The organism is Emticicia sp. W12TSBA100-4 (assembly GCF_040253585.1).
Taxonomy (GTDB): Bacteria; Bacteroidota; Bacteroidia; order Cytophagales; family Spirosomataceae; genus Emticicia.
Genome location: NZ_JBELAU010000002.1, coordinates 189,096 through 204,369, shown reverse-complemented (window position 1 = coordinate 204,369; position 15,274 = coordinate 189,096). Strand labels below are relative to the sequence as shown.

The following is a 15,274-nucleotide window of genomic DNA, read 5'->3' as shown; positions in this document are numbered from 1 at the left end:
AATGCGAATTTATCAATTTTTGGCGATGCACCCATCACAAGTCAATAATTATTTGACCGTCATCCAATTGGCTTGCATCATTGGATGATTCAACGGATTCTTTGAGCTACTCACATAATTGTTTTCATATTCATGCACCAACTCGCCCAAAAGGTCTTTGAGCGTTTCGAGTTTGTTTTCGCCAAGCACTTCTCCAAACTTCTGATTAATATAATTAGTGCAGTTTCGCCAGTCAATCATGGCTTGCAGACCCTTTTCGGTATATTTTACTATCAAAGCACGGGCATCAGTTGGGTCTTTTTCGCCCTTTACGAAACCTTCTTCCTGCAATTCTTTTATGAGTTTACTCATTCCTTGTTTGGTCATGCCCGCCGCAGCCGCCAACGTATTGATGCTCGTGCCTTCTACTTCGATGTGTACTAAAGCCACAATATGCCCCACTCGAAAGTTGTCGTAGCCGATGCCTTTCAGGTAATCGCCCGCCAAATCGCTCATGTAGCGGTAGGTTCGGTTGAGAAGTTTACCCATCAATCTTGCTTTATTGGCTTTCATTTTGGCTACTTCTGCCAGTAATTCTTCGTTCATTGCTAATTGTGAGATGAATTAGGTAGGTCTAACTCTCTAATTAAATTCTGATTAAAAGATAAATATACGACAAAGGTACTACAAAAAAAATAACTGTCAACTTACTTGACTAATTTAGTAAACTTAGTTTACTTTGTGCCGTTAAATTAAAAATAGCAAACCAAAGAAAAACTAAAGCAAACGCAAGAAACTGGACACTAAAATGGAAAATACTTCTAAAAAATCGTTTAAAAACTACATTCCACGCATCATACTTTTATTGATTGTGATTGGAGCAGCCACTTATGCTTATCAAAAATACAAATACAACCAAAGCTACGAAACCACTGATAATGCCCAAATCGAAACCTACACGGTGCCAGTTGTGCCACGAGTGGGCGGCTATGTAAATGCCGTAAACATGAAAGATTTTGAGCAAGTAAAGAAAGGGCAATTATTGGTTGATATTGATGATAGCGAACAACGCTTAGCACTGGTCGAAATGGAAGCCATGTATCAACAAATGCTCACAGACGTAGAAAGTGCCAAAGCAAGCATCAAAAATGCTAATATGACAATCAATGCGGCTGAATCTGGTCTTAAAACAACGGCTTTACGCAAAGAAAAAGCTCAAAAAGATGCTGAGCGTGATGCCAAATTATTTGCCGATAATGCCATTACGAAGCGTCAGGTTGATGATAGTAAATCTAATTTGGAAGTGTTGAATGCTCAATACGATAGCCAAAAACAAGATTGGACGGCCTCAAAATCTCGTGTTGATGTGCTTACATCGAATTTACACAAAGCCGAAGCGGCTTTGGCGGTGCAACGAGCAAAAATCGAACAACAGAAATTAAAACTTACCTACTCGAAAGTGTATGCTTCAGAAAGTGGCAAAATTGGCCGTAAGAGTGTTGAGCCAGGGCAGTTTATTCAACCAGGGCAAACATTGGCTACAATCGTGCAAGATTCGCTTTATTGGGTGGTAGCCAATTTCAAAGAAACACAAATCAGCCGTCTGGCAGTTGGACAAGAAGTAAATCTTAAATTAGATGCTTTCCCTGATATGGAATTGAAAGGAAAAATCGCTGACTTCTCGGATGCCACAGGTGCAAAATATGCTCTTCTTCCACCCGATAATGCAAGCGGAAACTTCGTGAAAGTGACGCAGAAAATTCCAGTAAAGATTGCGATTGATGGCGTTGAAAAATTACGTGACAAGCTCCGTGCAGGTATGAGTTTAGAGGTTGAAGTAAAACTTAAATAATGTAAGGGTTTCTAAGATAAACCCTTAGCTGCGGGAAATTGCAGGCTTGATATTTATGGAAAATACAGAAAATACAAAAAAGCCCATTGGTGCAGCACGATTTATTATTGTACTGACAACCGTGACGGCCGCCGTGATGGAGTTACTCGACACAACGATTGTCAATGTGGCTCTTAATCAGATTGCGGGTTCGTTGGGGGCAACAATTGAAGATATAGCTTGGGTGATTACATCGTATGCCATTGCCAACGTAATCGTGATTCCGATGACGGGCTTTTTGGCTGAATATTTTGGTCGAAAAAACTATTATTTGGTTTCAATGATTTTGTTTGGAATTGCATCTTATTTGTGCGGAAACTCAGATTCATTGTGGGAATTGGTTTTTTGGAGATTTATTCAAGGAATTGGCGGAGGGGCGTTGCTCTCAACTTCACAAGCTATTTTGTTTGATGCTTTCCCAGGAAAAGAACGAGGCATGGCTTCGGGGCTTTTCGGAATGGGAATCGTGTTGGGGCCTACACTCGGGCCAAGTTTGGGTGGTTATATAGTAGATAATTATACTTGGGGCGATATTTTCTTTATTAACGTTCCGATTTGTATCGTTGCAACTCTCTTGACTATTTTATATATCCCACGAAAGGAAGGAGAAGGGAAAAATAAAGCCAATATCAAGATTGATTACTTCGGAATCATCTTGTTGATTATCGGAATAGGTTCGCTGCAATATATTCTCGAAAAAGGAGAATCGAAAGACTGGTTTCAGTCGAGAGAGATTTCGGTTATGGCCTTGATTGCCGCACTCGGAATCGTTGGCTTTATCAGTCGAGAATTAAACACCGACCACCCCGTAGTAAATCTACGAGTGTTTGCTAATCGAAACTTTGCGTTCTCTTCGATTTTTGTTCTTGTTTCGGGAGTTGGTTTGTTTACATCGGTTTTTGTTTATCCAGTAATGGTGCAGCGTATCAATGGTTTTACGCCTTACGAAACAGGTTTATCTTTGTTCTTCCCGACGCTCACGATTTTGCCACTTTTTCCGATTTTGGGTAAAAGAATGTCGGCAGGTGCATCGCCTATTCCTTTTGTCATTGCGGGAATCTTGATTTTTGCTTTCTTCGGTTTTTATAGCGGAACTGCCACCGCCGATATGGGACGTTGGGATTTTTATCCGATACAGGTTTTGCGTGGTTTAGGTACGGTTATGTTACAATTACCGCTCATCAATGCCTCAGTTGCAGGTTTAAAACCAAACGAATTTGGCTCGGGTATTTCATTGACCAACATGATTCGTCAGCTTGGTGGAGCATTTGGTATTGCATTGGCCAATAACTATGTGGCTATTCAATACGCTCAACATCGCTCTGATTTAGTGGCAAATTACACGCCCAATAATCCATTGTTTCTCGAAAAATTCAATGCGATAAAAATGGGTTTCATGTCTCGCTCGGGCGATATCGCACAGGCCTCAACCCAAGCGTATCGACAGTTGGAGTTGATGCTCGACCGACAATCGTACTATTTGGCATATTTAGATACTTTCAGAATTGTGGCCGTATTTTTCTTGTGTGTGTTGCCATTAGTGGTGCTATTGAAAACCAAGAAAAAATCGCCCGAAGAAATTGCCGCAGCCGCCAAAGCAGCCGCCGAATCACACTAATACAATTATCAATTTTAGGCATTGATTATGAGTGTTTTACCTCAGGTCTTTGTCTTAAATATCGAAACTAAAAAAATGAAAATCAATAAATTATTAATCATTGTTTGCTTGTTTTTAGGTAACGAAGTGCTTGCTCAGAGTAGCGAGCAAGTACTTTCTAAACTTATTAATCAAGCCCTCGAATATTCGCCAAGAGTAAAAGAGCAACAGCAGTTACTTAGCACGGGCGACTACCGAATCAAAGTTCAAGAAACGGGTCTTAAACCACAAGTTAGTGGCGATGTAAGCTACTCAAGAGTTGACCCAATTGCAAAAGCAACATTGCCCGTTAATGGCGAACCACGTGAAATACAATTCCAACCACATAATAATTATAATGTTGGGGTAAGTGCATCGTATGTGATTTATGATTGGGGAAGATTTAAGGAAGGGGTAAAGAAAACGGTTCTCGAAATTCAGCAACAAACGGGCGGAATCGAGACACTGAAACATACGTTGGCTTACCAAGTTTCGCAATTATATTATAGCATTATTTACTTGCAAAAAGCCATTGTTGTGCAGCAAGACCAAGTAAAATTGGTGCAGGAAAATGGCAAAATCATTGCCGACCGCATAAAAAGTGGTGATGCACTTGATTATGATGCTGTGCAGGTACAAGTACGCTACAAAAATGCTGAAATGCGAGTGATAGACCTACAAGGCCAACTCGAAAGACAATATATTTTCTTGAGTTCTTTGATTGGTTCTGATGCAAGAAAATTAATTCCAGCGAATGCTGAACTACAATTTGCTTATGGTAAAACAGATTTGCAAAGTGCTTATAATGAGGCGATTCAGAATAACGTTGATTTGAAAGGTTTACTTACAAAAGAAAGTGTTTTAGCTCAAGAAGTGAAAATTTCGGGTATGAGTAGTTTGCCTACTTTGGCGGCCAATGCGTCGGTGGGTGTGCGTAATGGTTATTTACCTGATATTTCTATTTTAAGACCCAATTCGTTGGTAGGGGTAAAGCTTTCAATTCCGATTTATACAGGAAAACGTGGAGCATACAATACTCAAATTGCTAAAATAAATCTTGATGCAGCAAAGCAAGTGACCGAATCTCAGAAAATACAGATTAGTCGTGACCTCGAAAATGCCTATAACGATATAAAAGTAGCGAGTCAGAAAAAAGAATTGGCGGCAAGTAATATTTATCAGGCAGAATATAGCTTGAAACTGGCCAAAAAGCGATTAGAAAACGGAGTAAGTACACCATTCGAAATACAATCTGCCGAGACAGGTTTAGAAGAGGCAAAATTTAATTTATTGCAATACGATTATCAGGCCCTTTTGGCCAAACTTGAAATCGGTAGATTATCGGGAGTGAAGTTTTGGTGAGAAAGGTAGCACAATTTTCTAAATTGTTTCTTTATCGTAACATTTTGGAAAATTGTGCTACAACTATATCAATACAACATTCTGAAACGAATCGTCTCGTCGATGTCTTTGATTTCTTGAATAAACTCGTTGGTGTAACCTTTGCTAATATCCATAATTACGTAGCCAATCGTTTCGTTGGTTTTCAGATACTGACCAATGATATTGATATGGTGTTTCGCAAAAATATTATTGATTTTGGCCAAAATACCTGGTACATTTTGATGAATATGCAATAAACGGTGCGAATCACGAAGCAATGGCAATTGTACTTCTGGGAAGTTTACGCTGCCCGTTGTGCTACCGTTATTCATGTATTCGAGCAAACGCTCAGGTACATAAAGTCCGATGCCTTCTTGAGCTTCTTCGGTGCTTCCGCCGATGTGTGGCGTAAGGATTACATTTGGTAAACCACGCAATTCGTTCTCAAATGGCTCGCTGTTAGTTTTTGGTTCGTAAGGGAAAACGTCAACACCAGCACCAGCAACTTTTCCCGATTTGATGGCTTCAACCAAAGCAGGCACTTCGACTACGTGGCCACGAGCAAGATTCATGAAAATCACGCCATCTTTCATCATTTCAAACTCACGTTTGCCAAAAACATTGGTATTTTCTTTACGGCCATCAATGTGCATACTTACCACATCCGAAACTCGTAAAACTTCTTCTAAAGAGCGGCATTTCTTAGCGTTTCCTATGGGCATTTTATCTACAATATCGTAGAAGTAAACTTCCATACCGAGAGCTTCACCGATAACTGAAAGTTGTGTTCCGATGTGTCCGTAACCAATCAAACCTAATTTTTTACCACGAACCTCGAAGCTATTATTGGCCGATTTGTCCCACTTGCCAGCGTGCATTTGATTGCTTTTCGTAAACACATTACGAATCAACAAAATCATTTCGCCGATGGCTAATTCTACTACTGAGCGAGTATTACTATATGGTGCATTGAAAACTGCGATGCCTTTTTCGGTACAAGTTTTAAGGTCGATTTGGTTTGTTCCGATACAAAATGCACCAACTGTGATGAGTTTATCGGCATTTTCGAGAACTTTTTTTGTCAAATTAGTTTTTGAACGAAGTCCTAAAATAGAAACTCCTTTAATTTTCTCTGATAGCTCCTCCTCGTCCATTGCCCCTTTGTGCGTTTCTACATCAAAACCTTCACGTTTGAATGCTTCGATAGCAACTGAGTGAACGTTTTCGAGCAATAAAACTTTAATGCGGCTTTTCGGATAAGATTGACTGCGAGGTAATTTATTCAAATACAAAAACTCATCGAGCGATGGCACAATGTGGTCGGCGTTGGCCGTAACTTTCTCACGCTTAACGTTTTCCGTAAAAGCATAGAAACGATTGGCCAGCCCCGAAGCACGGAGTTCGTAGTCGGTATAGCCATCACCAATGGCATACACATCGCCATCGAGTTTCAATGAGCTTAGTAATTTTACTTTGCCTTTTTCGTGAGCCAAAACATTCTCTTGGTCAACCCCGGTGATATTATCTTCGGCATCAAAAACGAAAGTATTGGCATATACGTTTTCTTCTTTCAAACCCATCGACGTAACGATTGGCACAATAAATTCTTTGAAACCGCCCGAAACGATTAAGATATGGTCAGAAAATTCACGCAAGAATTTTTCGTTGCGTTGGAATGATTCCGACACTTGTGTATGAAGAAAATCAACTAATTGATTAATGTGCGAACGATTGGCTTTTAACAATTCGATTCGGCGACTGAGTGCTTCCGAAAAAGTGATTTCGCCATTCATGCCTTGCTCGGTCAGGCTTCTGATTTGAGATACAACTTTTTCCTGATTGGCACTTCCTGCCAAAGCAATATTGGCGAGTTCATCAAGGCCTTCTACTTTCGTAAAAGTGCTATCAAAATCTATAATATAATAGGTATTGTTCATATGAATTAAACCCCTAACAGCAATGCATGATTATCTTGGGGAATTTATTTTAAATGAGAGTTTTATTTATTGTAATGCTATTTTGATATGCTCAAAATGATGTTTAGTGTGCCAAGCAGCCATGCTTAGTGCCTGTGCTAACGTGAGATTTAACTGACGTAGTGCATGAAAGAAAGTTTTATCGAAATCGTTTTCTGACATGTTTTTCATCAAAAATACCCATCTTTTATGTGTAGCTTCCAGCAATAATAAAGCATCGGCTGGTGGCGTACTGGATATTTCGGCGGTAGCGTTCCAAGCATTGATGTTGGCCATGTAGCCCACTGGATTTTCGTCAGTAAGAGCTTGTTTAAAACGGGCATAGTGCATAATGTGCATATCAGAAATGTGGGTCAATAATTGACGCACATTCCACGCTCCTTCACGGTAAGCTTTGGCCAAATCTTCGTCGGAAAGTTTCTTGGTAAGTCGTTTATACTTAGCAGGATACTTCTCAATGATAGCAATATTACGTTCGATTTCTTTGACCGAATAGTTTTTTTTAGGTGTCCACTTTCCGATAGGATACTGTCGTTGTTCGAGTGTCATTGCCGAGGTCATTGACGAAAAAGGTTTTGTTGTAAATTCAAATTTACGGACTATTTTAGAACAACAAGTTAGAAAGACTATTGATTTTATAGAAATAAATAAATAGTGAAGAAAGTTCTTTAAATAGTCCTAAAAACAGTAGAATATTTTGTGAAAATTAGTTATTTGTGATTAGTTATTGGGGGAGGTTGATTACAGAGAAATTGGTGGACTGGTTATTGGTAGACTTGTTATTGGGAAATTAGTTATTGGCTATGAATGAAATCTTGCTTGGTAAATTTTTATTATTTACTCGCTATCATGGAACTGCGTATTGGAGGAATTGTTATGATTAACCATTAACCAATCAAGGAACAGGGTCATAGCCATGAGAATGGCTCCAAGGGCCGCAACGAGCAATGCGTTTGATAGTTAGCCAAGATCCTTTGAAAAAGCCATGTTTCTGAAATGCTTCGACAGAATACTGAGAACAAGTAGGCGTGTAGCGACACGATGGCGGAAACCAAGGAGAAATGCCTGCTTGATAGAGTCTTACAAGAAAAATGGCGATGTATTTCATTTTAAGATTTTAGATGCGAGAATTGAGAAGCGAGATTAGATATTTTTAATAAATCTCCTATCCCGTATCTCAAATCTTATATCTACTTTATTCAAATAATATATAGAGCGTAACCGTGTGTGTTGTCAAGCGGTCAACGCCTTGAAGGGGCGTATTTCTATTGTTTACAGGGTCAACGAGGTTGTTGAGTCCATGTGAAAAATGAATTTCGGGCGAAAACTTGAAATATTCTCTGAAAAATTCAATTCCTGTGCCATATTCGACACTAAAATCGTTAGTTTTTGTAACAAACTGCTGTCTTCTTCTTCTATTCACGGCGTTGGTTTCCACGGCATAGCGTAATCCTCCAAATACATACATTCTCACATTTCCGCGTCTTTCAGATTTATACTTAAACATCATCGGAAGTTCAAACCAAGCTGTTTCTCTAAGTTCAGTATTTTCTTTAAACTTATTAGGGTCGCTGTCGGGGAGAGCCATATCAATGTACTTATACTCTAACCTTCTGCCATAAATTGCTACCGTAGGCAAAACCCTAAAGTCGAAATAATCGTTGAGTCTGAAATTGGCTAAACCTCCCATTTTTAGACCCAGAACGGGGGGAGAGGTAATGCTATAATAATTATCTTTATTGACAAAATAGTTATTAAACTTTACATTAAAATAAGTATTTGTTAGACCCAAAAAATAACCAAATCTCAATGTTTTTGCATCATAATCGGCCTGAAAATGGCGACGAGTTTGTTGTGCAAACACATTTTTTGAAAGGATGGCTACTAAAAAAAGACTAATCGTAAATCTAAGAAAAGGGATTTTTTTCATAAATAAATTAAAGACTAAAACTCATCAAGGCTTTTTGCCAATGTAAATTGAGCAAACGCCAAACGTAAGCGGAATACATTTTGTCTGACGAAATCCTGCTTTTTCAAATACCTTCAAGAAGTTTTCTCCTTCTGGAAATGCCTTTACTGATTCGGGCAAATAGCTGTAAGCCGAACTATCGTTTGATATTAATCGGCCAATGAAAGGCAGGATTGTTGCGTTGTAAAAATTGTATAATTGCTTAATAACGGGAGCTTTAGGATTCGAAAATTCCATGACCATGCACGTTCCACCCGATTTGGTTACTCGGCACATATCGGTTAGACCTTTTTCAAGATTTTCAAAGTTACGTACTCCAAAAGAAACGATAACGGCATCGAAAGTATTGCTTTCAAACTGCAATTTCTCCGAATCGCCCATTTGAAGTTCGATTTTGCTTTCTAAACCCAGCTTCTTCATTTTCTCACGCCCAAACGATAACATTCCTTCCGAAATATCAACGCCAATTATTTTTTCGGGTTTAAGTTGCTTAACGGCTTCAACGGCCAAATCGCCAGTACCCGTTGCAATATCCAAAATCAATTGTGGTTTTTCGGCACGCAACATCGAAATAGCCTTTTTTCTCCACCAAAAATCAATTCCACCACTGAGCAAATGGTTCAAGAAATCATATTTAGGCGAAACATTATCAAACATTTCGGCAATTTGCTCACGCTTGCTGCTGTCTTTTTCTTTGTAAGGTACTACCATTATCGTAGAGCGATTCAACAAAATCGCTTGTGTATGTTAAAAATAAGTTTACAAAATTACAAAACTACTAATTGATAACTGATTGATTATCAGAAAAGTTTTTGAGAGATACTTTTTGTATATTTGAAATCGAATGAAGAAGAACACAATTTATGCAATATATCAAGCATTATTCCTCTCCGATTGGCGTTTTGGAGATTATCGCAAACGATGATTTCTTGACTCACGTACTGTTTCGAGAAGCCCAAAAGAAGCCAAGCAGACAGTTGGAGGAAACACTCGAAAATTCGCCAATCATTGATGAATGTATTAGGCAGTTTGAGGCTTATTTCGACAAAAAACTTAGAGATTTTGATTTGCCTTTACAGACACAAGGAACTGATTTTCAGCGGAATGTGTGGGAATATCTAAAAACCATTCCTTACGGTAAAACGATTTCGTATCTTGAATTTTCAAGAAGAATTGGCAATGAAAAAGCCATTCGGGCAGTAGGTACGGCCAATGGCAATAATCCGCTGACGATAATTTTGCCTTGCCACCGAGTCATCGGTTCGGATGGTAGTTTGGTCGGCTACGGTGGCGACCTTTGGCGAAAAGAATGGTTGCTTCGGCATGAAGGAAGTTTGCCCAATCAGGCACAATTGGGTTTATTTTAGTCCTTCAATAGGGGTAACAAACAATCGAAATGTCATTACACAAACTAATCAATAATCTATGGAAACGGCTATTAATCAGTCTATTACAACCGAAAAAGAATTTTCATCCTCTTCAAAACTCTTACTGGCCATTCCGCTCTATGTATATGTGAGCGTAATTGCATCAATGTGCGTGATTCTCGGCATCTTGTGGGACATTGCTTGGCACATGAGCATCGGTCGTGATGGCCTTTTTTCGGCTCCGCATGTAGTGACGTACATCGGAGCGGCTGCCGCAGGTATTTTCTCGGGTTATCAGGTTTTGAAAACTTCGTTTTGGGGAAATCAACTCGAAAAAGGAAAAATGGTAAAGTTTTGGGGCATTTTTTACAGTTCTTTGGGTGGACTTTTCTGTATTTGGGGCGGAATTGCTTCGCTTACATCGGCACCATTTGATGATTGGTGGCACAATACTTATGGCCTTGATGTGCAGATTCTTTCTCCTCCACACGCAGTTTTGTTGTTGGGGCTGATGAGCGTACAGATGGGAGCGATGATAGCTGTTTTGGCATTTTTGAATCGAAGTGAAAAAATAAGCTCACTTTCAACCGAAGAAAATGCTAAACGCACAAATCGTTTGCAGTGGATGTTTATTTTCACGGCGGCTTTTCTAATCACTTCTATTTTTACATTCCTTTCTGAATCTTTGGGGCGTTGGGCAATGCACGAGCCTTCGTTTTATGAAGTTGCCAGTGCTGCATTTCCATTTATTTTGTTTGCAGCGGGTCGAGCTTCAAACAAAAAATGGGGAGCTACCTATATATGTATCATATTCTTGATTTTCCATTGGGCTGTGAATGCTACGCTAAGGCTTTTGCCTGCCGAACCTCTTTTGGGGCCGATTCATAATAAAATCACTACCTATCAAACACTCGGTTTTCCGTTGCTTTTGTTTATTCCAGCATTTGTCAGTGATTGGCTACGAGATAAGTTTTCGACCAAAAACGATTGGATTTTAGCACTCATTTTAGGAGGGGCGTACACAATTATTTTACTTCTCACACACTACCCGTTTGGGACATTTTTACACGAATCGCCATTGGCCCGAAATTGGTTTTGGGGTAGCGAATCTTGGTCATTTCAGAATGATGCCGATTGGGAATACCGCTTTAAGTTTGGTCCGTGGAGTAATAAACCATTGTCTGAATGGATAATAGGCATTAGTCTTTCATTTGTTTTTAGCTTTTTATCGACACGCATCGGTCTTGCTTGGGGAAATTGGATGAAACAAGTGCAGAGGTAAAAAGAATGAGCGAATGAGTGAATGTAAGAATGAGTGAATAGAAAATTTTAGAACTAAACACTCAATATTACACGCTAAAATATTCCAAAAAGTCAAACTTAAATTTCAGAGAAATGGTATTCTTAAAATCAAGAAATAGTTTTTTTAAATATATTTTTTTATTCATCTTTTCTTCCCCTTTAGGGGTTAGGGGGCACATCGGCAGTGCTGGCGTTGTGCATGAAGGTAAAGCTGGAAATTACAGCGTGCAAGTATATGTTGAGCCACCTGATGTAATTCCAGGAACGGCCAAAGTTTCTGTCATGGTTGACGGAAACGATATAAAAAGTGTAAAAATGAGTCCGATTTATTATTGGACTGGCGATGAAGGCTCGCCTCGTTCTGATGAGGGAATTATGACCGAAGCAGGCAAATACGAAGGCAAAATTTGGCTCATGGAAAATGGTGCAGCCAGCGTAAAAGTAGTCATTGAAGGAGCAAGGGGGAAAGGTGAAGTATTGATTCCGATTGCGGCACTTTCTACGGCTCAACGCCAACTGCCAAGTTCGTTGGGTTGGATTTTGGCAGGTTTGGCTCTGCTTTTGGTCGGAATCATGACTACGATTATAGGAGCAAGCACAGGTGATAGTTTACTGAAAGTAGGAGAGCGTGAAAATAATTCAACTAAGAAACGCCGCATTGTAGGCTCAACGATTGGAGCTTCGTTTTGTGGATTGCTTTTGTTTGGTGGAAATATGTGGTGGAATGCCGAAACGGCTGATTATCAACGAAATATCTATCGACCCTATACGGCTACATCAAGTGTGAGTTTGAGAGGCGGGCAGAGAATTTTGAATTTTAAGATAGATTCGGCTTCTATTAATGGCCGTTCGACGAGTTTTATCATTCCTGACCATGGGAAACTAATGCACATGTTCTTGGTAAAAGAAGGCTCGATGGAAGTATTTGCTCATTTGCATCCTTCTCGAAAAGATACACTTACCTTTGAAGCTCCGCTACCCAATATGCCCGCAGGAAAATATTTAATTTTTGCCGATGTGTTGCGTTATCATAGCTTGCAAAATACGATTACTGACACAGTAGAAATTCCACAAACGCCAAAAGTAAATGTAATGCCAAAGCTCACAGGCGACTCGGACGATACTTTTGTTGTGACGAATGCAATTAATAAAAGTGCTAATTCGGTGGTTGATGAAAGCATCACGATTTGTGGAAGTCCAGGTGTGAAAACCAAGCTGCAAGATGGTTCAAGCATTGTTTGGGAAGAAAAACCAAACCAAAATCTTATGGCTGGCAAAGTCTATGATTTGAAGTTTTCAGTGCTTACACCTGATGGTAAACCTGCCGAATTACAAACGTACTTGGGTATGATGGGCCATGCTGCTGTTATCAAAGATGATGCAAGTGTATATATTCATTTGCACCCTAATGGTACATATTCGTCAACGGCTGTGCAGGTTTTGCAAAAACGTATCGACGAGACAAATAATAAACGCCCAAGACTCAATAACGCAAAGAAATTCAGAGATAGCGTGGATAATGTATTGGCAAAACTACAATCAATGACTGAAGCCGAACGAGATAAATTATTGATGGGTGATATGAAGCACGAAGTTGATGGGCATCATGGTGGACAGGTTACATTTCCTTATGTCTTTCCGAAGGCTGGGCATTATCGTGTTTGGCTGCAAGTAAAGCGTGATGGCAAAATCCTGACGGGTGTTTTTGATGCGAATGTAATATAAATAGTCAACAGTCCACAAGACCATGGTCATACAATTTGTAATTCGTTCTTAGGTTGTCTTCTGAAAATTGTGAATTATATGAGTTTATCCGCACGAAAGCTACTAAATTTCTTATTTTTGAGAAATTTAGTAGCTTTTTGGTTTAGGCCAGAAAAATCACCTTTTGGGGTGAAAAATAATCTTTTTTTTAGGAGTTATTTTACAACTTAAAATCATCGTGTGTGAAACAAGTTTTACTCATATTATTAATTATAAACTCAACTTTTGCCCAAACACCAAAAGATAGCCTTTTGAAGCAGTTGAGCATTGCCAAAGCCGATTCGAGTAAACTAAAAATTCTGAATCAAGTTTTTCGCCAAACACTTTTCGTGAATCCGAATGAAGCTTTGGGTTATGCCGAAAAATATTTAAAAACTGCCCAAAAAACCAATCAAAAGGCCGAGATAGCTCGTGGATTTAATTTTATTGGCATGAGCCAAGCCACACTTGGTAATGCCGATAAGGCGATTCCGTATTATTTAGAAGCCTTGAAACGCTATCAAGTTTTGAAAGATTCGCTCTACATTGGCATCGAAATGAATAATATTGCGGCGGCTCATCAGGCAAGAGACGAAGCCAAAGAAACGATTTTGTATTTTGAAAATGCCTTAGAAATCTTCAAAAAAATAAAAAATGAACAGTGGATTGGCAATGTTTCTAATAATTTGGCAACCCAATATACGAAACAAAATCAGCACGAAAAGGCCATTAAAACTGCCGAATATGCCATAAAAATATTCCAAAAAACAAGCGATAAAGCTGCCGAAGCAACAGCACTTTCTACGGCTGGAGCTGCATATTTATCCTTAGAAAAATATGCCAAAGCCCTTGAAATGTTCAATCAGTCGAACCGATTGGTGAGCTTAAAAGAAGATGCCTTGCTTTTCTCTATCAATAACACGAATATTGGGTTAGTGCAACTAAAATTGAAGCATTACGACCAAGCCGAGAAACATTTACTTCAATCTTTAAATATTCAAGAAGAACTACAATCGCTTACGCACATACACAATACACTCAAGAATATACACGAACTTTATGCTCAATGGGGAAAGCCCGATAAAGCATATTTGTATTTAAAGAAATTTCAGACCGTCAACGATTCGCTTTATAACCAAGAAAAAGACGAAAAATTGGCAAGCATCATCAAGAAATATGAACTCGACCAAAAAGAGCAGCAAATCAAGCTACTCAACAACCAAAACCGACTAAAAGACCTCGAAATCAATGATTCTAAGCAAAAACAACAACTCTTTATCATTGGTTTGATTGGTCTTTTGGGTATTATTGGATTAGGATTGTATCTGTATAAAGTTCGTCAGAAATCGAATTTAGAACTGGCCCAAAAGAACGAAGTCATTACCAAAACTCTCGGCGAAAAAGAGTTTTTGATGAAAGAAATACATCATCGAGTAAAGAATAATTTGCAAGTAATTTCGAGTTTATTGAGCCTGCAATCGCAACATTTGAAAGACCCTGAAGCCATAAAGTCAATCAAAGAGAGCCGTGATAGAGTAAAATCAATGGCCTTGATTCATCAGAATTTATATGAAGAAGACCGCCAACTTTACCTCGAAATCAACGAATATATTACTAAACTTGCTCAAAGTTTATTTCAATCGTATAATATCGAACCAGACCGAATTTTGCTTCAAACCAATATCAATAAAATGGTTTTAGATGTTGATACCGTAACTTCTTTAGGTTTGATAATCAATGAGTTAGTGACAAATTCGCTGAAATATGCTTTCCCAGGAAATCGTTCGGGAAGTTTAATTGTGAATGTCAATAAAGAGCAAAATTATTTGGTTTTACAAGTAAAAGACAATGGCGTGGGTGTTCCCGAAGATTTTGATTTAAGCAAACTCAAATCGTTCGGTTATCAGATTATTCGTTCGTTTTCAGCAAAAATGAAAGCAGAATTGAATATTTATAATAATGAAGGAACAAATTTCGTGATGAAAATTCCATTGAACCGAATCATGGAAAAAGATTTTGAATAATTAA

General features: G+C 38.8%; 13 protein-coding genes. 7 read left to right on the top strand and 6 right to left on the bottom strand.

Features of this window, described 5'->3' with window-relative positions:
- Positions 1-48 precede the first annotated feature (48 nt).
- Positions 49-585 (bottom strand): MarR family winged helix-turn-helix transcriptional regulator, encoded by a 537-nt coding sequence (locus ABR854_RS03075; RefSeq protein ID WP_350263882.1) that lies wholly within the window; start codon positions 583-585, stop codon positions 49-51.
- A 202-nt stretch (positions 586-787) separates the two neighbouring features.
- On the opposite strand from ABR854_RS03075, the gene ABR854_RS03070 reads away from it, so the two are divergent.
- The 3 genes from ABR854_RS03070 (at position 788) to ABR854_RS03060 (ending at position 4,868) form a co-directional block, all read left to right on the top strand.
- A complete protein-coding gene (locus ABR854_RS03070) occupies positions 788-1,831 on the top strand; it encodes an HlyD family secretion protein (protein ID WP_350263881.1) in 1,044 nt (347 codons plus the stop codon).
- A 55-nt stretch (positions 1,832-1,886) separates the two neighbouring features.
- The gene (locus ABR854_RS03065) at positions 1,887-3,488 is read left to right on the top strand and encodes a DHA2 family efflux MFS transporter permease subunit (protein ID WP_350263880.1); all 1,602 of its coding nucleotides are present in this window, start codon (positions 1,887-1,889) and stop codon (positions 3,486-3,488) included.
- A gap of 75 nt (positions 3,489-3,563) precedes the next feature.
- Complete coding sequence (locus tag ABR854_RS03060; RefSeq protein ID WP_350263879.1) at positions 3,564-4,868, top strand: TolC family protein; 1,305 nt, start codon at positions 3,564-3,566, stop codon at positions 4,866-4,868.
- Positions 4,869-4,936: 68 nt separating this feature from the next.
- Here ABR854_RS03060 and serA read toward each other — a convergent pair whose 3' ends face one another.
- The 5 genes from serA to ubiE form a co-directional block, all read right to left on the bottom strand.
- Positions 4,937-6,826, bottom strand: a complete 1,890-nt coding sequence (gene serA / locus ABR854_RS03055) for a phosphoglycerate dehydrogenase (RefSeq protein ID WP_350263878.1) — start codon at positions 6,824-6,826, stop codon at positions 4,937-4,939.
- A gap of 66 nt (positions 6,827-6,892) precedes the next feature.
- Positions 6,893-7,426 carry a YfiT family bacillithiol transferase gene (locus ABR854_RS03050; protein ID WP_350263877.1) on the bottom strand — a complete coding sequence of 178 codons (534 nt, stop codon included), beginning with the start codon at positions 7,424-7,426 and terminating at the stop codon, positions 6,893-6,895.
- 334 nt (positions 7,427-7,760) lie between these two features.
- Positions 7,761-7,973: a membrane protein insertion efficiency factor YidD gene (yidD, locus tag ABR854_RS03045; RefSeq protein WP_350263876.1), complete on the bottom strand. Its 213-nt coding sequence runs from the start codon at positions 7,971-7,973 to the stop codon at positions 7,761-7,763.
- Between the two features lie 87 nt (positions 7,974-8,060).
- Positions 8,061-8,795 carry a type IX secretion/gliding motility protein PorT/SprT gene (gene porT / locus ABR854_RS03040; RefSeq protein ID WP_350263875.1) on the bottom strand — a complete coding sequence of 245 codons (735 nt, stop codon included), beginning with the start codon at positions 8,793-8,795 and terminating at the stop codon, positions 8,061-8,063.
- A gap of 24 nt (positions 8,796-8,819) precedes the next feature.
- A complete protein-coding gene (gene ubiE / locus ABR854_RS03035) occupies positions 8,820-9,548 on the bottom strand; it encodes a bifunctional demethylmenaquinone methyltransferase/2-methoxy-6-polyprenyl-1,4-benzoquinol methylase UbiE (protein WP_350264083.1) in 729 nt (242 codons plus the stop codon).
- A gap of 149 nt (positions 9,549-9,697) precedes the next feature.
- Here ubiE and ABR854_RS03030 point away from each other — a divergent pair, with 149 nt between their 5' ends.
- From ABR854_RS03030 to ABR854_RS03015, 4 genes are all read left to right on the top strand, one after another.
- A complete protein-coding gene (locus tag ABR854_RS03030) occupies positions 9,698-10,201 on the top strand; it encodes a methylated-DNA--[protein]-cysteine S-methyltransferase (RefSeq protein WP_350263874.1) in 504 nt (167 codons plus the stop codon).
- Positions 10,202-10,259: 58 nt separating this feature from the next.
- Positions 10,260-11,483: a hypothetical protein gene (locus ABR854_RS03025; protein WP_350263873.1), complete on the top strand. Its 1,224-nt coding sequence runs from the start codon at positions 10,260-10,262 to the stop codon at positions 11,481-11,483.
- Between the two features lie 113 nt (positions 11,484-11,596).
- The gene (locus tag ABR854_RS03020; protein ID WP_350263872.1) at positions 11,597-13,228 is read left to right on the top strand and encodes a DUF8832 domain-containing protein; all 1,632 of its coding nucleotides are present in this window, start codon (positions 11,597-11,599) and stop codon (positions 13,226-13,228) included.
- A gap of 221 nt (positions 13,229-13,449) precedes the next feature.
- Positions 13,450-15,270 carry a tetratricopeptide repeat-containing sensor histidine kinase gene (locus tag ABR854_RS03015; RefSeq protein ID WP_350263871.1) on the top strand — a complete coding sequence of 607 codons (1,821 nt, stop codon included), beginning with the start codon at positions 13,450-13,452 and terminating at the stop codon, positions 15,268-15,270.
- Positions 15,271-15,274: the final 4 nt, after the last annotated feature.

Bases quoted from the DNA above. Each gene is read 5' to 3' on its own strand.
- ABR854_RS03030 (WP_350263874.1), top strand. From the start codon at position 9,698: ATGCAATATATCAAGCATTATTCCTCTCCGATTGGCGTTTTGGAGATT.
- ABR854_RS03075 (WP_350263882.1), bottom strand. From the start codon at position 585: ATGAACGAAGAATTACTGGCAGAAGTAGCCAAAATGAAAGCCAATAAA.
- ABR854_RS03050 (WP_350263877.1), bottom strand. From the start codon at position 7,426: ATGACCTCGGCAATGACACTCGAACAACGACAGTATCCTATCGGAAAG.
- ABR854_RS03020 (WP_350263872.1), top strand. From the start codon at position 11,597: ATGGTATTCTTAAAATCAAGAAATAGTTTTTTTAAATATATTTTTTTA.
- porT (WP_350263875.1), bottom strand. From the start codon at position 8,795: ATGAAAAAAATCCCTTTTCTTAGATTTACGATTAGTCTTTTTTTAGTA.
- ABR854_RS03065 (WP_350263880.1), top strand. From the start codon at position 1,887: ATGGAAAATACAGAAAATACAAAAAAGCCCATTGGTGCAGCACGATTT.
- yidD (WP_350263876.1), bottom strand. From the start codon at position 7,973: ATGAAATACATCGCCATTTTTCTTGTAAGACTCTATCAAGCAGGCATT.
- serA (WP_350263878.1), bottom strand. From the start codon at position 6,826: ATGAACAATACCTATTATATTATAGATTTTGATAGCACTTTTACGAAA.
- ABR854_RS03025 (WP_350263873.1), top strand. From the start codon at position 10,260: ATGGAAACGGCTATTAATCAGTCTATTACAACCGAAAAAGAATTTTCA.
- ABR854_RS03070 (WP_350263881.1), top strand. From the start codon at position 788: ATGGAAAATACTTCTAAAAAATCGTTTAAAAACTACATTCCACGCATC.
- ABR854_RS03060 (WP_350263879.1), top strand. From the start codon at position 3,564: ATGAAAATCAATAAATTATTAATCATTGTTTGCTTGTTTTTAGGTAAC.